Origin of the sequence: Thiomicrorhabdus sp. ZW0627 (genome assembly GCF_029767005.1) — a bacterium.
In the GTDB taxonomy this organism is placed as follows: domain Bacteria; phylum Pseudomonadota; class Gammaproteobacteria; order Thiomicrospirales; family Thiomicrospiraceae; genus Thiomicrorhabdus.
The window spans coordinates 17,099-35,356 of sequence record NZ_JARUQR010000003.1; the positions used below are offsets into that span (position 1 = coordinate 17,099).

The following is an 18,258-nucleotide window of genomic DNA, read 5'->3' on the forward strand; positions in this document are numbered from 1 at the left end:
ACTATGCCTTCCAGGGGTAGAAGATGATGCTGTTGATCGACGATTCATCGGTCAAATGATTCAACATCCTCTGCGTATAGGCATTAGCGTCGTAGATTGCCAAATCCAGATCGTTAGCAATCAAATAATTGTTCATCTCCTCCGGGTCGACCGGTTGCAGGGTGTTAACCACTTCAACGTTCTGATTCAACATCTTGGCGATCTGAACAAACGGAGCGGCTTCGTACTTCAATCCCGATTTGGTCGAAGCCTTGAAGGCCGAACGGCTATTCTGAAGATAAAGTTTTCCGAGCGAATCGCCGTCGTTCAGCAATCCCAGCCACAAAAGGTAGGCATGAGGATTGATCGCCTTGCCGGCCGCCAACATCACCCGGTGATAAGAACGAACCTGAGGGACATTCTTCACTTTCACCACCGCAAGCGCCGTTTCCAATCCCGCCCCCACGATCTTCTCACTGAAAGAGTGGCTTTTGGAGAGCTTCCGCGTTGCGCAAAACAGAGTATCGATCGCATACAGCTGTACGAAATGTTTCAACTGCGTCAGCATGTCGCCTTGCAGGATCACGGTTTCGACCGTCACATCTACCGCATCCGCCAACTCCTTTAAGGAAGCGACCGACAAATGCAACTTTTCCACCGACTCCTCACCGTTGTCGATAAACAATAACGTCAAGGGCAACTTCACCGAGCGGGCGTAATCGATGGCATACAAACTGGCTGCTTCGGAAAGCAGGGAACCATTCACTAAAGAGACGACGCGCATAAACTTCACCCTTTCAGAAATAAGGTTAGAAGGTTTATCTTACTGCAAAAATTTCAACATCAACAGTGACATAACCATGACGAATGAAAATCCCTTCGCAACCGCCTTTTCTATACGCCTAAGACACCTTTCGTTTTTTCGGTATGACCCAATGCACCCACAAACCGGATAGCAACATCGCAATCCCCACCAGCCAGAACGCAACCTGCATGTTTCCCGACCATTGCGCCAGCACCCCCATCAATAAAGCACCGACCGCATAGCCCATATCACGCCAGAAACGATAAATTCCGATCAAACTCGCACGGTGTCTAACCACACTGAAATCCGCTACCGACGCGCCCAAATTAGGATATAACATCGCCATACCGATCCCGATGATCGCCGCCTCCAAAGTCCAAACCAGACTGCCTTGCGTCAACGGAATCGCCAACACGCCCAGACCGCACAGCCACATTCCCCAAACAATCAGACCCTTTCTTCCGATCTTGTCTGATAAAGGGCCGGTCACCAATTGAGAGGATCCCCAAACAACGGCATAGACCATAATGATGACGCTGCCTTCAACCAAAGTCAGATTCTGAGAAAGGAAATAAACCGGAAGAAAAATCCAGACTAGCGCATCGGTAAACTTTTCCACCAGGCCTGCCTGGTTCAACGCCAACAAATTTCGATCCTGCCAACTGGCCGTCTTGAACAACTGCCCAAGCGATTGATGCTCAGACGGTTCCGCGTCCTGTTGATGCAAATCTGCCCATCTCATCGTATCCTTGACGAGAAACATCGCCGACAACCAGCCTGCAAGGATGACGAAGCTACTGAATACGAAAAGGCCTTCTCGTGCGCCGTAAAGATTCACGAAATAAGCCGTAACCACCCCGGCAATCCCCACGGCAGCATAGCCTGAGAACTCGTTAAGTCCGTTGACCAGACCCTTTTGTGTAGGCCGAGCCAGATCCAACTTGCTATTCAATGCCATCGACCAGGCCAATCCCTGATTTATGCCCAGCAGAAACGTCGCCGCGATCACCCAGTTCCAATTCGGCGCATACAAAAGCATGAAAGGAATCGGAAGCGCAACCAGCCATCCTGAAATCAATACAAACTTTCGCCCATAGACTTCAGAAAACTTTCCGGCCAGCAAATTCATCACCGCCTTGACCACGCCAAACACGATCACAAACGAAGTCAGCAGAAAAAACTGCTCCCCTGCCAATCCGAATTCGGTTTCCGCCAACCCCGGTATTACCGTCCGGGTCATACCAATAGTCAGGCCGACCAGAAAGACCTGCAGCAATTGCATAAGAAACTGACTTTGATTGACGAGGATTCCATGTTGCAGCTTGGCACTGGTTGTCATTTTCGACTCTTTTTGTATGTTATTCATGCTTAAATAAACGCAACGGGAATGCCCGCTCTTTAAAAGGTGCATTCTAAAGAACTGAACAAATCTATTCAATCAATTAATTGAATAGTTGAACTACTTTCATTTATACAGGTTTTTGTCGTTATGTCTTCGGTTAAGAAACAGTTGTTTGAACAACTTGCGCAAATCGCGCAAGCGATCGCCTCACCACAAAGATTGGAATTGCTGGATTATCTGGCGCAAGCGGAGCGCAGTGTGGAGGAACTAAGCAACCTAAGCGGCTTGAGTGTCGCCAATACTTCCCGTCATCTACAGATACTGAAACAGAATGCGTTGGTCGAGGTTCGCAAAGACGGAAACAAGCGCCTATATCTATTAGCCGGAGATGACGTCGTCACCTTGGTCGCCAGCTTAAGAAACACAGCCGAGACCCATCTGGCCCAGGTGGAAAATCTAGTAGACAGCTACCTGACAAAAAAAGACCAGCTTGATCCCGTCAGTGCCGACGAACTCATGGAAATGAGCCGAAACGGCGAAATCATCGTGCTCGACGTACGCCCTGAAAAAGAGTATCAGCAAGGGCACATTCCAAGCGCCATCAATATCCCGCCCGAAGATTTAAGCAAACGCCTGGTCGAACTCGACGACAGCAAGACCATTGTCGCCTACTGCCGAGGGCCTTACTGCCTGTACTCTTTTGACGCCGTGGAAGCCTTGCAGAAAAAAGGCATCCACGCCCGCCGACTGGTTGACGGATTCCCTGAATGGAAAGCCTCGGGACGACCCGTTACCTCTGAAAACTAAGATTAAACGAACCGAATCGAACCCCCATCAACCTCCTTTATAAGCAGAGCTAAAAATACTGTTAATGAAATTGATTTGGCTCTGCTAATATAGCGGTTCGACTCGGTTAACAGTCACCTATATCCAAATTGAGGAAAGATAAAATGAAAACAAAATTCTCGATGTTCGCCCTATTCTGGCTTCTGACCGCCACCGCATTCAGCGCCTCGGCGAAAGAAGTAAAGGAAACCTACAAAAACCTGACCGTTAACGCCAATCTGGTCATGGCAGAAGGTAAGACATTAGCAGACGGCGACGTAGTACTGCTAACCCACGGAACCACGACTCATAACGGCCGTGAAACCTACCGCAGCATCCAAAAATTGCTGGCTGAACAAGGCATCAGCTCTTTAGCGCCAAACCTAAGTCTGAACGTCAACGACCGTCATGGCGAAGTCGACTGTGCGATTCCTCAAACCCACAAACACGAAGACGCGCTGGGTGAAATCGGTTTCTGGCTGGATTGGCTGAAATCGAAAGGCGCCAAATCCGTCACTTTGATGGGACACTCGCGCGGTGGGAACCAGACCGCTTGGTTCAGCGTAGAACATGATGATCCGATCATCAAGAAAGTCATCCTGATCGCACCACAGACCTGGACGAAAGAAGCCGAGTACAAAGATTACGCCAAGAAATACGATACGCCTCTGGAGCCGATTCTGAAAAAAGCGGAAAAACTGGTCAAAGAAGGCAAAGGCGACACCATGCTTGAAGACATCAACTTCATCTACTGTAAGCATACCTCTGCGTCGGCAGCGGCTTTCGTGAGCTACTACCAAGACGAACCACGCATGGACACCCCTTCTTTGTTGAAAAAAGCAGTCAAACCAACTCTGGTCATCATGGGATCAGCCGATACCGTCGTGCCTAACCTGCCTACAGAAATGGAATCGGTCAATAACGATCTGGTCCAGACTTACACTGTTGAAGACTCCGACCACTTCTTCCTGGATCTATTCAGTGAAGAGCTGGTGGAAACGGCCGTTGGATTCATCAAAGAATAAACAACTTTAAAGCATTTTCCGACACGAGTCGGCAAGTACGAAACAAAAGCCCGTAAATACGGGCTTTTTTATTGCCCAAACCTGACCCAAAATAATTCTGAACAGGCCTGTTGATTTTATCTTCCCTTTTTCTCGCCTAAATATTCATACCTAACGCCTTTATTTGAAAGCCTTTTCCCTCAAAACCCGACTTTTTCTAGACAATACGCAACTTTATCGTTAATTTAGTCTAAACAGCCAGTTTAAAAGGAATTTTCATGGAATCCATCAATCAAATCCTCTCCACCGCCAGTAGCTGGGCTTGGGGTCCGGCCATGTTGGTCCTGTTATTGGGTACGGGGGTCTACCTCACCATCCGTCTTCGTTTCCTGCCGTTGCGCAATCTGTTCTACGCATTCAGCCTTTTATGGAAAGAGCGCCACTCCAAGCAGGAAGGGGACATAAGCCCGTTCAGCGCCTTGATGACCGCCATGGCCGCCACCGTCGGAACCGGGAACATCGCCGGCGTGGCCGCAGCGATTTTCATCGGTGGGCCGGGCGCGATTTTCTGGATGTGGATTACGGCTTTGGTCGGAATGGCAACCAAATACAGTGAAGCCGTTCTGGCGGTCAAATACCGCGAAGTGGATGACGAAGGCCGACACGTCGGCGGACCGATGTATTACATCAAAAACGGCATGGGCGAAAAATGGAAACCGCTGGCATTTGCATTCGCACTGTTCGGCACTATCGCCGCCTTCGGTATCGGCAACATGGTGCAAGCCAACGCTGTCGCCGGAGCCATGGAAACCGCCTTCGGCTTCAATAACCAATACACCGGCATCGTGCTGATGATCCTTGTCGGCCTGGTGCTGTTCGGCGGCATCCAGCGCATCGCCAAAACCGCCACCGCACTGGTTCCTTTGATGGCGGTACTCTATATCGCCTTTTCACTGTTTATTCTCGGAACCCATGTCGATCAACTGCCTAGCGCGTTAGCGACCATCGTAGAAAGCGCCTTTACCGGCAGTGCCGCTGCGGGTGGTTTCGCGGGCGCAACCATCATTCTGGCGATTCAATTCGGTGTAGCACGCGGTGTATTCTCGAACGAAGCCGGTTTGGGAACCGCTCCAATCGCCCACGCGGCCGCCAAGACCAACGACCCGATCCATCAAGGTCACATCGCCATGTTGGGAACCTTCATCGACACCATCATCCTGTGTACCATGACCGCCTTGGTGATCATGGTCACCGGCGTCTGGCAGAGCGGCGAAACCGGATCGCCGTTGACCGCTCTAGCGTTCAGCACCGGACTGGATTCCGATTTCGGTTCGGTCGTGGTCGCCGTCGGTTTGGCAATCTTCGCCTTCACCACCTTGATCGGCTGGAGTTATTACGGTGAACGTTGCGCCGAATACCTGGCCGGCACCAAAATCATCACACCTTACCGCATGCTGTGGGTCGTGGCGGTGTTTGCCGGAGCGGCGTTGTCCAACTACTTCAACACCGTATTGATTCTGGCCGACGTACTCAACGCCCTAATGGCGATTCCAAACCTGATCGCCCTGCTGGTGCTTTCACCGATCATCATCAAGCTGAGTCAGGGTAAATAATTCGTTTAACGAATTAACGCCTGATAATAAAAAAGCCCGTGAAAACGGGCTTTTTTGTGCCTGAACCATTTTTAAAATGAACAGGCCTGTCGGGAAATCCAACTGTGTCAGATTGGATTACAGCTCAACGTCGTAATAGACTTTCTGAACGTCGTCCAAGTCTTCCAGGCTGTCCAGGAACTTCTCGAACATTTCCAAATCTTCACCTTCAAGCTGTTTGAACATTTGCGGGATGAACTGAATTTCGTCTACTTCAAACTCAACCCCAGGGAAAGCTTCGGTCAGAGCCTGTCTGGTTTTCGCGTACTCGGTGTTCGGAGCGAATATGCTGATTTTGCCGTCTTCGCATTCGATATCGGTCACATCCACGTCCGCCATCATCAACGCTTCCAATACCGCTTCTTCATCTTCACCCGGGAATACGAAAATCGCGCTGTGATCGAACATATGAGTCACACTTCCCTGCGTACCGATCTTGCATTTAGCCTTGGTAAAGCAGTGGCGTACGTCACCGAAAGTACGGTTCGGGTTATCGGTCAGACAGTCTATGATGACCATTGAGTTACCCGGTCCGTAACCTTCATAACGTGCCAGTGCAAAGTCTTCGCCGCCGCCGCCTTTGGCTTTTTCAATCGCTTTATCGATAACGTGAGCAGGCACCTGATCTTTTTTAGCGCGTTCAATCAAACCTGCCAAAGCCAAGTTGCTTTCGGTTTCAACACCGCCGTTTTTGGCGCACACATAAATTTCACGGCTGTATTTACTGTAAACTTTCGCCTTCTGATCAGACGTTTTAGCCATCGACTCTTTGCGGTTTTGATAGGCTCTACCCATTTCGCACTGCTCCGTTGAAAAATAATAAAACGTGAATTTTACACCATAACCCTCATTCTTGTGGAGTAGGAATCTGGTTTTAAACGAAAAACCAAACTGAACAGGCCTGTCGGAATTTATTTTTCAAACCAAGCGCTTACCGGATTCAAAGCCAATTTATAAACACGAAATCGCTAGGCAAAGCTGGGGTTAGAACTTAAAATTAAACGAATTGATTTTCATTTAGAGAACGGTCGAACACATGCTGAAATCCTTAACCCTGCTCATGATTCCCTTTTTTGCGCTGACTCATTCAATCACCGCCCACGCCAAACCGCCGGTTGAAGTCATCGCCTACCAGGTCATGCAGACCTCTCAACCGCAGGTAATCAAAGCACTCGGAAGCCTTCAGGCCAAACAGTCGATCGACATTTCAGCAAACGTCACCGAAACCATCCAAGCCATCCACTTCAAAGAGGGCCAGACGGTTCGCAAAAGTCAGTTGCTTCTGGAACTCAACAGCAATGAAGAGCTGGCTCTATTGGAAGAGGCCAAAGCTTTGGCGGAAGAAGCCAAACGTCAATACCGACGCGTTAAAGATGTGGAAGGCCGAGGCTCGGTCACCCGTTCCCTGATCGATGAAAAATATCGCGAATGGCAAACCGCCGTGGCGAAGCGCAAAGTGATCGAAGCGCAGGTGGCCGACCGCCGTATCTACGCCCCCTTTGCCGGACAACTCGGTTTCAGCCATTATGCCGTCGGCGCGCTGGTCACGCCGGGCAGTCAGATCGTTACTCTGGACGACACCAGTGAAATGAAAATCGACCTGTACATTCCGGTGAAATTTCTGAGCTACCTCAAACCGGGACAAGCCCTCACCCTGAATAGTCAGGCTTTTCCAGACCAAACCTTTACAGGCCATATCAGCGCGATTTCACCGCGTCTGGAGCAGGACGTTCGCATGGTACAGGTTCGCGCCCTGATCGATAACCCGGACAACCTCCTCAAAACCAATATGATGGTGGAGGCTCAAATCGACCTACCACCTAAAACCCTTTTGCAGGCGCCCAATACTGCGATTCTGATGCTTGGCGACAACGAATTCGCCTATCGTCTCAAGCCTGCTAAAGACGGGCTGTACAAAGCTGAAAAAGTGGCGATTGAAACCGGCGAGATCGGCGATGCCCTGACGGAAATCCTTTCCGGATTGAACGCAAACGATCTGGTCGTCAGCCAAGGCGTGATGCGCGTCAACACTAAGGTTCCGGTCAAAATCAAAGCCATGCAAAACGGCACCGACCAAGAGAAGCTGTTACAGTCTGACACGACTTCCACGAAGCAAGGGCAATAAATATGTGGCTTTCTGATACCTCGGTCAAACGCCCGATACTGGCAACGGTCGCCTCACTGTTACTGCTCGCTTTCGGCCTGATGGCCTTTGACCGCATGAGCCTGCGCGAATACCCGAATGTGGACGCGCCGATTGTCACCATCGACACCCAATACTTGGGGGCTTCGGCGCAGGTGGTCGAAAACCGCATCACCAAACTGATCGAAAACCGCATCTCCGGTGTATCGGGCATCCGCTTCATCGAATCCACCTCCAGCGACGGTCGTTCGCGGATCAAAGTCGAATTCTCCATCGACCGCGACATTGACGCCGCCGCCAACGACATCCGAGACCGCGTCGCCCGCATCGCCGACAACCTCCCGGAACAGGCACGTGCGCCTGAAGTCGAGAAGGTGGACGGCGATGAAAGCGTCATCATGTGGTTCAACCTCAACAGTGACCAGATGACGGTTCCGCAACTGACCGATTACGCCGAACGCTATCTGGTTGACCGCTTTGCCGTATTGGACGGCGTCGCTCGCGTACGCGTCGGTGGCGGGCAATCCTACGCGCTGCGCATCTGGCTGAACCCTCAACAGATGGCGCTGTACGGCATCAGCGCGCAGGACGTCGAAAACCAATTGCGTGCCTCCAACATCGAACTGCCGGTCGGATCGGTACAAGGTGAACACATCCTCTTCACCCTTCAAGCGGACAAGCCGCTGTCTACCATCGACGACTTTAAAAATCTGGTCATCAAACAAAACCAACAGGTTGGGCAGGTGACTCTGGGCGAAATCGCCGAAGTCAAACTCGGCGCCATCGAACGCCGTCGCCTGTTCAAAGGTAACGGCGAACCGATGGTTGGAATCGGGATCATCAAGCAATCCAACGCCAACACCCTGACCGTGGCCGAACTGGCGCGCGAACGCCGCAAGCTTGTTAACCAGACCCTGCCGGAAGGCCTGCACCTTGCAAGCAGTTTCGACTCTTCAGTATTCGTCCAGCAAGCGGTCAACGAAGTATACAAGACCCTGTTCATCGCCTTGGGACTTGTCTCATTGGTGATGCTCGCTTTCCTGAAAAACTGGCGTGCCGCACTGGTGCCGATGGTCACTCTTCCGGTTTCTTTAATCGCTACCTTCGGCGTTTTGTGGATGCTCGGTTTCTCCATCAACCTGCTTACCCTGCTGGCCTTGGTGCTGGCAATCGGACTGGTGGTGGACGATGCGATCGTGGTATTGGAAAACACCCAGCGCCACCTTGATATGGGCCATGCCCCGATTTCAGCCGCCTATCTGGGAACGCGACAAGTCGGGTTTGCAGTCATCGCAACCACCCTGACATTGATTGCGGTGTTCCTGCCAATTGCCTTCATGGAAGGTCAAATAGGTCGACTGTTCTCCGAATTTGCGGTGACCCTGGCGGTGGCCGTCATCTTCTCAAGCTGGGTAGCGCTGACGCTTTCCCCAGCGCTGGCCTCCAAACTGTTAAAGCCGACTAAAAAACAGACTAAAGACGCATCGGAAGACGGCTCGAAACCATCCGGAAAACACCGCTCTCACCGTTTTAAGAAGCTTCTGGTCAAAAACCTCAGACACCCATGGATCAGTGTTCTCATATTTGTCGGAGTGGTCGTGGCGACTGCTTTTTTCGCCCAGAAAGTACCACAGGAATATGTACCGAAAGAAGATCGCGGCGTGTTTTACGTGATGGTTAAAGGGCCGGAAGGCGCCACCTTTGAATACATGCAAAGTTACATGAACGAAATCGAAGAACGCATGATGCCGTTGGTCGAAAACGGTGAAGCCAAACGCCTGCTGATTCGTGCACCGAGATCCTTCAGCAGCACCGAAATCTTCAATACCGGTTTCGTCATCGTCGTACTTGAAGACTGGTCAAAACGCCGCTCCGCTTACGACATCATGGAAGAAACCCGTAAAAAACTCGCCGACCTGACCGGCGTCAAGGCCGTGCCGGTGATGCGTTCTCCAATCGGTGGACGTGTTCAAAAACCGGTGCAGTTCGTTATCGGCGGTTCCAGCTATCAAGAACTGGAACAGTGGAAAAACCTCATGGATCAAGCCATCCACGACACCAACCCTGGCCTGACCGGATTGGATTGGGATTACGAAGCCAGCAAACCGCAACTGCGTTTGACAGTCGATTACGCCAAAGCCAAAGCGTTGGGCGTTTCCCATCAGGACTTGACCGAGACCTTGCAGATTCTGCTCGGTAGCAAACGTATCACCACCTTCCAGTATCAGGGCGAAGAGTATGACATTCTGGTCAAAGCGGATCACAAATGGTTCCAATCCCCGCAGGATCTGGAACAGATCTACCTGCGTTCCTCCAGCACCGATGGGATGATTCCGCTGTCCGCCATCACCCACCTTGAAACCTCCGGGGTGGCGTCCAGCCTCAACCGTTATAACCGGGTACGCTCTATGACGCTGTCGGCCAAACTGGACGACAACCTGTCTTTGGGGCAGGCGTTGGATTACCTCAACAAACTCACCCGCGCCACCTTGCCGCCGGAGGCAATCATCGACTACAAAGGGCAGTCGCGCGACTTCCAGACGTCTTCCAGCTCGTTCTATTTCGTGTTCCTGCTGGGCATAGTGGTGATTTTCCTGGTGCTGGCGGCGCAGTTCGAAAGCTTCATCCACCCGTTTGTGATTCTGCTGACGGTGCCGTTGGCCTTAGCGGGAGGGTTGTTCGCTCTGCTCTCTTACCAAATGAGCCTGAACATCTATAGCCAGATCGCACTGGTACTGCTGCTCGGACTCGCGACCAAGAACGGGATTCTGATCGTCGAATTCACCAACCAACTGCGTGACCGAGGCCTGCCGGTTTACCGAGCGCTGGTATCCGCCACACAATTGCGTTTACGGCCGATTTTAATGACCGCGATTACCACCATCGCTGGAACGGTGCCTCTGATCCTATCAAGCGGTGCCGGCGCGGAAACCCGATACATTTTGGGTGTCGTGCTGTTCTGGGGTGTGGCCTTCTCGACTTTATTGAGTTTGTTTATTATTCCAACAGCTTATGCACTGATCGCCAAACACAGCGGTTCGCCGCTGGCTTCCACCCACGAATTGGAAAAAGCCCTCGAAAAAGGACCGGAGTAAGATTTGAGTGGATAAGGTAAACTAAAACAAAATTAACCAGGAGTCATTCATGGCTTGCGAATGTCATATCGAGGTCACCGACGCCTCGCAAAAAAAACTTTTGATCACTCTACTGGCGATCAACGCGGCCTTGTTCGTCATTGAATTTTTCGTCGGTTGGTACGCTCAATCGACCGGCCTGACGGCCGACGCCTTGGATATGCTGGCCGACGCCATCGTCTACGGAATCGGGCTTTACGCCATTGGCCGCGCAGCTCAGACCAAAGCCAAGGCAGCACTGGTCAGCGGTTACTTCCAGATGATGCTGGCGGCGCTGATCGGCATCGACATCGCTCGCCGTGCCCTCTACGGCAGCGAACCGATTTCGGAATGGATGATGATCATGGGGATCATCGCGTTGATCGGAAACACCTACTGCTTGAAACTGATTCACGCACACCGTAACGGTGAGGTTCACATGCGAGCCAGCTGGATTTTCTCGGCCAACGACGTATTGGCCAATCTGGGCGTCATCATCAGTGGTCTGCTGGTCTGGTGGCTAGGCAGCCGCCTACCCGATTTAATCATCGGTTCGGCAATCACTCTGCTTGTATTCTGGGGCGCCATGCGCATTCTCAAGGATGCCAAATCGGAACTTCAATCCGCCAACGCCAACACTTGCGATTCGGAAAAGGAAGAGACGTGTTGTTCAGGCAGTAGTTGCTGTGAGCCTTCTGAAACTGAAGAGAAGAGCCCACAAGAAGATTCGGAAAAATCTAAAAGTAAACCTAAGAAAGAACCCAAAGAAAGCGACACCCAAACCCAGTTCAGTGACTGAGCGGGGCACACCCCTATGAGTTAAAGGCTGGCGAATCGTAGTTTTCAGGTTCGTCGCTGTAAACGCAGACATTCCAGTCCGCCGCCAAACCGTCTTCAGCCAGACAGTAATTCTGGAAAAAATCGACAATTTCCTTACGCTGACAATGCGCTTCGAATGCAGCCATATCGGCCCAAATTTCATTGAATACGATCGGAAAACTTGTGCCCTCGGCAAACGGGCTAGCGATCTGACGGGTTACCCGGTACTGCAAACAGCCGTCTTCCCTAAGCGTATTCGGTTCCAAGCTCTGCAAGACTTTGAACAATTCGGCTTCTTTGCCGGGTTTAGGCTGAAATTGCGCCAGACAGTAAACTTTCGATGACATGGGTTCTCCAATCGATTCGATCAATAAGGTTTGAATAAACGCGCCTAAGATACTCAAACCAAAGCGTTTAAACAAACATTATTACAAATGTTTTTACAGATGCTTCGCCAACCGACAAAAATTCAACGCCTTTTTGCGCATCTGGCTAAAATAAACCAATGAAAAAAACATCCCCAAAAAAGGCCGACCGCAACTTCGACAAACTGGTCGACAAGTTCGAGGCAAAAATCTATAACACGGTCAAAGGTGAGTGGCGTTTGAAGCTTCTCAAAGAAGACTTGGCGAACCTGCATTCGCCCGAAAAAAACTCAACAGGCCTGTCGGAAACCACGGCACCACTCACAGTCTGGGATGCCGGTTGCGGTTTTGCCCAAATCAGCCAATGGTTTGCCGAAGCCGGCCATCAAACAACGCTGTGCGACCTTTCGCACCAGATGCTGATCCGCGCGCAGAGAAATTTTGAAGAAGCCGAACTGGAAGCGACCTTCATCAACGGCCCCGCTCAGGAAGTCGCCGAAACCCTGCCGGAATTCGATCTGGTGCTGTTCCATGCCGTACTCGAATGGTTGGGCGAACCCAAAGAGACTTTGAAAGCGGTTGTCGACAAGGTCAAACCGGGCGGCCATCTCTCCCTGCTGTTCTATAACCGTAATTCGGTTGTCATCCGTAACACTCTTCGTGGCGGGTGGCGTTTGCCTTACATCCTTAATGACGAATATCTCGGAAAAGGCAAAAAACTCACGCCCCCAAACCCGCAAATTCCTGAAGAAGTACTTCAATGGTTGGAAAAATGGGGATTCGAAATCGAGGTGCATACCGGCATCCGTGTGTTCCACGACTACATGACGCATGAAGTGCTCGAACAAAGCGATTTAGACGATTTACTGGCTTTGGAATACCGTTTCTGCCGTGAACCCACCTACCGAAACATGGCACGTTACATCCATATTCTGGCTAGAAAGGTTGAGTCATAACAAACAAGAAGTATTTTATGAAGAGAAGGTAGTCTCTAAAACGAGAGACTACCAGGTTTTATGAAATTTGAGGTCATAGTTTACTTCGCACATACGGCTATTGATGTACCGGAATAATTCCAATAATAATTATTAGTAGAAGAAGAGTACGTGTAGTTGTAACGGACTTTCACGTCCCACGCCTGACCATCATTTGAGGGTTTGGTCGAATATAAACTTGTCGCTAGACCACCACCCAGAGAGATGTAATGTAAAGCTTCGTGTCCACCCGAGACGGCATGGTAACCTGTCGGACAGGTCGCTCTGATCGTGTGATACGGGTAATCACTTGGAAGATTCGACGCGTTTAAATAATAGTAATTGCCAAATAACGACTCTCTATTATAAACGGTGACAATATCACCAACGCCTGTCCCACCTGCACTGCCGGCACAAACAATACTGCCATCCGGATTAATGGAAATCGCGGCTTCACCACTTGGACAAATACCGTTAATGATATTTTGTTTGGTCGCAATTTCAGCATTGGCGGCTGTAATATCCGCTTGAAGCTCTTGAATCAGTACCGTGTTATTCGCAATCAACGATTCCAGATTATACTGGTTGTCCGCCATCGCAACTTCAAGGTCCACAATTAAAGAAGAATTTGCATCGATCTGGCTTTGCAATCCGGTATATCCTGCCTCAACCTGAGCTTTCAAACTTGCGTTCTCCGCTTGGAGTTTGGCGATTTCCTCTTCTAAGGTAGATGCGCCCGAAGATAAATTATTTGAAATGGCCTCAAGGGTATCGATTCTGGCGGAAAGATAACCAATCAGTGATTCGTTTGCAGACACTCTTTCTTCAAGCGTATCTATAATCCCTTCTACACCATCAACTCTTAACTTTAAAGCGTCGACTTCTTTATAAAGGTTGAAAATCTGTGCTTGTACAGATTGTTCCAACTCGCTAACTCTTGTATTAACCGCAGCCACTGCTTGTTGCACTTCAATGATCTGCTGTTGCATATCAGTAAATGGCTGTCCGCTTGGCGCTGCCAGCGCTTGCGCGGAAGGTAATGCTGTAAGCAAAAGTAGTGATAAAGTCTTCCTTTTCATAAGCTTAGTCCTCCTGACCTTTTTAATCTCGGAACCAAGAATCCCCTATGAGGCAATTTTCGTCAAGAGTAAAAATTTTCGACAAAATGAGAAATTTTCAGGCGTAATTATCCTTTTTTATCTTAGAGTTAGGTCCGATACCGGTACCTGCAAAAACGGTCAAAAGACTTACCATGCTGCCTTTCATTCATCATGAAGCCTTTTCTGGTACCCCCTTAAGAAACCACCATAATTAATGCCATTAATTCCGAAAAGAAAAACTAATACCCTTATTGATTTAATGGTAAATTGAGTACTGATTTATCATGTTAGAATCAGGTTTTTTACACATTATTGCGTCGGAGACTCACTTTAATGCCATCAGAAAGCCTTCAAAAATTCTGCAAAGATCTTGTCGAATCCTTGGAAAGCGATTTGATCCAGCAATCTTCCATGACGCATGTGGTGCACTCACTGCATGAAATGCAATGCCTCTTTCTTCAAGAAGAGAAATGGCTTAAGAAACTGCTTCTGGATGAACTGACGCCGGAAGATTGCCAAGCCCTGGAAGAGGTTGGGCAAACCTTGCAGAAGACCTACCAGCTTTCGCTACACGATGTGTTCGGACTCATCGATATGGCACAGGAAACCACACTGACTGGTTTAGAGCACATAGAGATAGACAAATCTCCCGAAGCCATAATACACTCGATCAAACTGGCTAAAAGCCATCTGGCTCACGGTTATTTTCTATCGTCGGTCAAGGAGTTCGTCTCCCACTTCAAAAACAGCGATTTTCTATGCCACAATCAGACCATGACCCTGCACAAGGATTGGCTGATCAAACTGGAGCACTTCTTCTCCCATATCGAGGAAGGTTTGACCCCTCCGCAACTGGATCACACCCTTTGCGACTTTGCACATTGGCTGACCACTTTGGAAGCCAAATTGATTCTGCACGCAACCGGCGACAAGGCGTTTGACCTACAGGGAAACATCCTGCTTATACATCGTTCAGTGCATCAGGAAGCCAACTATGTTTACGTTTACCTGATGCAGAAGGAATACCTGAAAGCACTGTCCCATTTTGAAAACCTGAGTCAGGATTTCCTACTGCTCGACAAATACATCAACGAAGCCCATTTCAATTATCTGGCCGACCCGTACCATAACTTCATCGACTTTGTTATGGCCGAGAGCAAACGCCAGAAGAATTTGAGTTATTACTTTGTCATCCATTACGGGATCGTTGAGGCTTCGGACATCCAGTACAAACAGAAAAAGGAACTGCTGAACGCCTTCACCCATGAATGCATGGCGTGCATGCATCAAAAAGGCATCGACTTCATTAATCTGGAGCGCGACGAAAGTCTGCATATCGTACTCAAAGAGAATGTGACGCCACTTTCAAGCCTGCTTGAAGACGTACTGGCCGCACTCCAGCAAAAATTTGGCAAAAGCCACAGTGAACAGCTCTACATCAACCTGTTCAACCTATCCGACCTTCCGGTTTACGAGACCCAGCATTTCGTCTCCATGCTCAATAAAATTCTAAAAGACAAATGCCATGAGCACATCTGTCATATCGAACGCACCGAACTGGTGGAATACCAGCAGAAAGTCGAACAGGATCTGGCCCTTCTGGAAATCATACAGGCTCACCTCAAAAACAAAGAGTTCTGTTTGTTCTACCAGCCGATTGTGGAAGAAGACGGTCGCATAAAAACCCTGGAAGCGCTGATTCGACTACCTCTGGAAGACAAAGTGGTTGCCGCAAAAGATTTCCTGAATCTGGTTGAAAGCTACAATCTGACCGCTCAGGTCGACGAACTGGTTTTTGAATTGTTGCAAGCCGATGTTCCTTCTCTTAAAGGGCTGACCGAAATGGTCAACGTCAACATCTATCCGCAATCGCTCGCCAGTCCTCAGATTATCAAGAAACTGATTGACCTGAATGCCACTTGCAAACAGCATGAAATTCAACTGCTGGTGGAGATCACCGAACACGATATCCTCATGCACGACGAAGTATTGCGGGAGCTGAATCAAAGCTATCAGATCATCTTTGCGATCGACGACTTCGGCACAGGCTACTCCAATCTTTCCGGACTGGTCGATCTGGCGAGCAGTCACACCATTCAAGTTGCCAAGCTGGACGGCAAACTGATCCAGAACATTGAAAACGACCAAGGCAAATACCGAATGGTGGAATTCATCACCAACATGGCGGCCAGTCTGGGTCTTCAACCCGTCATTGTCGAATTTGTAGATACCGCCGAAAAACTTGAAACCCTGCGCAAACTGCCTAGCCACTTGCTCTATCAAGGTTATTACTTCAACAAGGCTATTCCACTGGAAACCCTAATTGAAGAGTATTCCTGAACAGGCTTCGCAAAACGGCGTTTTCCTCCTATAATTCCGTATCCTTTTTCATGTCTGGATTACGCTTATGACAACCCGCCAAGTTTTACGCCTGTTAAATCCGTTTTTTCGGTTAATCGTCCGTAAACCGCAATACCTGATCGCCGTCATACTGGCCGGCGGACTCTGGTACGGCTATGAAGTGACTGTGGCACGCCCGGCCATGAGTTACATGGGTGTACCTCAGGAAGTCTCGGCCCCCGCAAATGGAAGCTGGACACACACCCTGCGTAATGAAGGCTTCATGCTTGGCTATTCTGAAAAACTAGCCAACCCTCTTTGGGTCACCTATCAGGTCAAAGAAAAACATTTCAACAGCGGTAAACGTCCAAGCGGTTTCTCGCGTGACTGGCGCAGCCTATCCGGCATCACCCATCAGGATTACACCGGCTCCGGTTTCGATCGCGGACATATGGCACCCAACTACGTCATTGCCAGCCGTTACGGACGTTCGGCACAACTTGAAACCTTCTTGATGACCAACATCACGCCCCAGAAACCCAACTTGAACCAAAAAAGCTGGCAACGTCTGGAAGAATTGGTGGCCGACAGTTTCTCCGATTGGTTCGGTGATTTCTGGGTCGTGACCGGCCCGATTTTCGACGCAAACCCAAAAACCATCAAAGGAACCCGCGTGGCGATCCCCAAGGCGTTCTATAAAATTCTGATCAAGCCAGGGAACCAGGATTCTCCGGCCAAGGCGCTGGCGTTTATCTTCCCTCAGAATGCCAAACCCAATGCCAGTTTGATGAAGTTCGTGACCACGATAGACGAAATCGAAAAACAAACCGGGCTGGACTTCTTCCATAAATTGGACGACGCTTTCGAAGACAAACTGGAAAGCAGTACCACGCCGGAAGCGTGGCGTTTATCCGAAGTCGCCAACCGACCGTCGCGTTATTAGAAATTGTCGCAAATTCGGGTTTATTGGTTTTAACGGACAATTTATTTAAAATACCAACTTGTTAACCCAATAACCCTCATTGTCAGGCTTGCACAGGCTCAAAACTATGAAAGATACCATTTACGCCCAAGCCCACGAAGCAGTCGGGGCTTTCCAGTTCGACGAATCGGTTGTCGCCGTATTCCCGGATATGATCCAAAGATCCGTACCCGGCTACCAGACGATTCTCACCGGTATCGGCGAACTGACTGAGACCTATGCACAAGCCGACAGCAACCTCTATGACTTGGGCTGTTCATTGGGGGCGGCCACCCTGACCATGCGACGCAAGCTGACGCAACCCAACTGCAAGATCATTGCCGTCGACAACTCGGAAGCCATGGTAAAACGCGCTGGTGAATACCTGCACGCCTACCACTCGGAAGTCGAAGTGGATCTGCAATGCGCCGACATCACCAAAATTGAAATTGAAAACGCTTCAGTAGTTGTCATCAACTTCACCTTGCAGTTCATCGATCCGGATCAGCGACAGACCTTATTAGATAAAATCTATCAAGGCCTCAAGCCGGGCGGCATTCTGATTCTTTCCGAAAAAATCCATTTCGAAGACAATGCCTTACAAAATGCCATTGAACACCTCCATCTACAGTTCAAACGTGCCAATGGCTATTCCGAGTTGGAAATCAGCCAGAAGCGCAGCTCGCTTGAAAACGTCCTGATCAGCGATACTGCCGATTTTCACATCGCCCGTTTAAAGAAAACCGGTTTCGATTCCGCAGGCATCTGGTTCCAGGCGTACAATTTCGCCTCTTTTATCGCCATCAAATCCGCTGAATAGACGTTTTAACAACGAT

The 18,258-nt window shown here is 49.7% G+C and carries 15 protein-coding genes; 10 read left to right on the forward strand and 5 right to left on the reverse strand.

All coding sequences use genetic code 11. The features are described 5' to 3' along the window. Position 1: 1 nt before the first annotated feature. Positions 2-763 carry a universal stress protein gene (locus QCB45_RS07575; RefSeq protein WP_279420292.1) on the reverse strand — a complete coding sequence of 254 codons (762 nt, stop codon included), beginning with the start codon at positions 761-763 and terminating at the stop codon, positions 2-4. A gap of 118 nt (positions 764-881) precedes the next feature. Beyond that, positions 882-2,123, reverse strand: coding sequence for an MFS transporter (locus tag QCB45_RS07580; RefSeq protein ID WP_279420293.1), 1,242 nt, complete (start codon positions 2,121-2,123; stop codon positions 882-884). Positions 2,124-2,273: 150 nt separating this feature from the next. Here QCB45_RS07580 and QCB45_RS07585 point away from each other — a divergent pair, with 150 nt between their 5' ends. The 3 genes from QCB45_RS07585 to QCB45_RS07595 all read left to right on the forward strand — a co-directional run bounded on the left by QCB45_RS07585 (position 2,274) and on the right by QCB45_RS07595 (position 5,568). Then, on the forward strand, positions 2,274-2,933 hold the full coding sequence (locus tag QCB45_RS07585; RefSeq protein ID WP_279420294.1) for a metalloregulator ArsR/SmtB family transcription factor: 660 nt from the start codon (positions 2,274-2,276) through the stop codon (positions 2,931-2,933). A gap of 143 nt (positions 2,934-3,076) precedes the next feature. Beyond that, positions 3,077-3,976 carry an alpha/beta hydrolase gene (locus QCB45_RS07590; RefSeq protein WP_279420295.1) on the forward strand — a complete coding sequence of 300 codons (900 nt, stop codon included), beginning with the start codon at positions 3,077-3,079 and terminating at the stop codon, positions 3,974-3,976. A gap of 257 nt (positions 3,977-4,233) precedes the next feature. Then, positions 4,234-5,568 carry a sodium:alanine symporter family protein gene (locus QCB45_RS07595; RefSeq protein WP_279420297.1) on the forward strand — a complete coding sequence of 445 codons (1,335 nt, stop codon included), beginning with the start codon at positions 4,234-4,236 and terminating at the stop codon, positions 5,566-5,568. Positions 5,569-5,685: 117 nt separating this feature from the next. On the opposite strand, the gene QCB45_RS07600 is transcribed toward QCB45_RS07595, so the two are convergent. Beyond that, positions 5,686-6,402, reverse strand: coding sequence for a YebC/PmpR family DNA-binding transcriptional regulator (locus tag QCB45_RS07600; RefSeq protein ID WP_279420299.1), 717 nt, complete (start codon positions 6,400-6,402; stop codon positions 5,686-5,688). A 241-nt stretch (positions 6,403-6,643) separates the two neighbouring features. Between QCB45_RS07600 and QCB45_RS07605 the strand changes: the two genes are divergently transcribed. From QCB45_RS07605 to QCB45_RS07615, 3 genes are read left to right on the forward strand one after another with little or no spacing between them, the layout of a single operon-like run. Next, on the forward strand, positions 6,644-7,732 hold the full coding sequence (locus QCB45_RS07605; RefSeq protein WP_279420300.1) for an efflux RND transporter periplasmic adaptor subunit: 1,089 nt from the start codon (positions 6,644-6,646) through the stop codon (positions 7,730-7,732). Positions 7,733-7,734: 2 nt separating this feature from the next. After that, entirely contained in the window at positions 7,735-10,845 is a 3,111-nt protein-coding gene (locus QCB45_RS07610) for an efflux RND transporter permease subunit (RefSeq protein ID WP_279420302.1), read from the forward strand. Positions 10,846-10,894: 49 nt separating this feature from the next. Continuing rightward, positions 10,895-11,662: a cation transporter gene (locus QCB45_RS07615; protein WP_279420303.1), complete on the forward strand. Its 768-nt coding sequence runs from the start codon at positions 10,895-10,897 to the stop codon at positions 11,660-11,662. 13 nt (positions 11,663-11,675) lie between these two features. On the opposite strand, the gene QCB45_RS07620 is transcribed toward QCB45_RS07615, so the two are convergent. Continuing rightward, positions 11,676-12,029, reverse strand: a complete 354-nt coding sequence (locus tag QCB45_RS07620) for a putative quinol monooxygenase (RefSeq protein ID WP_279420304.1) — start codon at positions 12,027-12,029, stop codon at positions 11,676-11,678. Positions 12,030-12,187: 158 nt separating this feature from the next. Here QCB45_RS07620 and QCB45_RS07625 point away from each other — a divergent pair, with 158 nt between their 5' ends. Continuing rightward, positions 12,188-13,003 (forward strand): methyltransferase domain-containing protein, encoded by an 816-nt coding sequence (locus tag QCB45_RS07625; protein ID WP_279420305.1) that lies wholly within the window; start codon positions 12,188-12,190, stop codon positions 13,001-13,003. 80 nt (positions 13,004-13,083) lie between these two features. On the opposite strand, the gene QCB45_RS07630 is transcribed toward QCB45_RS07625, so the two are convergent. Beyond that, a complete protein-coding gene (locus QCB45_RS07630; protein ID WP_279420306.1) occupies positions 13,084-14,100 on the reverse strand; it encodes a hypothetical protein in 1,017 nt (338 codons plus the stop codon). A 354-nt stretch (positions 14,101-14,454) separates the two neighbouring features. Between QCB45_RS07630 and QCB45_RS07635 the strand changes: the two genes are divergently transcribed. The 3 genes from QCB45_RS07635 (at position 14,455) to cmoA (ending at position 18,242) form a co-directional block, all read left to right on the forward strand. Beyond that, positions 14,455-16,461, forward strand: coding sequence for an EAL domain-containing protein (locus QCB45_RS07635; RefSeq protein ID WP_279420307.1), 2,007 nt, complete (start codon positions 14,455-14,457; stop codon positions 16,459-16,461). Positions 16,462-16,528: 67 nt separating this feature from the next. Then, positions 16,529-17,404 carry a DNA/RNA non-specific endonuclease gene (locus QCB45_RS07640; RefSeq protein WP_279420308.1) on the forward strand — a complete coding sequence of 292 codons (876 nt, stop codon included), beginning with the start codon at positions 16,529-16,531 and terminating at the stop codon, positions 17,402-17,404. A 106-nt stretch (positions 17,405-17,510) separates the two neighbouring features. Further along, on the forward strand, positions 17,511-18,242 hold the full coding sequence (cmoA, locus tag QCB45_RS07645) for a carboxy-S-adenosyl-L-methionine synthase CmoA (RefSeq protein WP_279420309.1): 732 nt from the start codon (positions 17,511-17,513) through the stop codon (positions 18,240-18,242). Positions 18,243-18,258 lie beyond the last annotated feature (16 nt).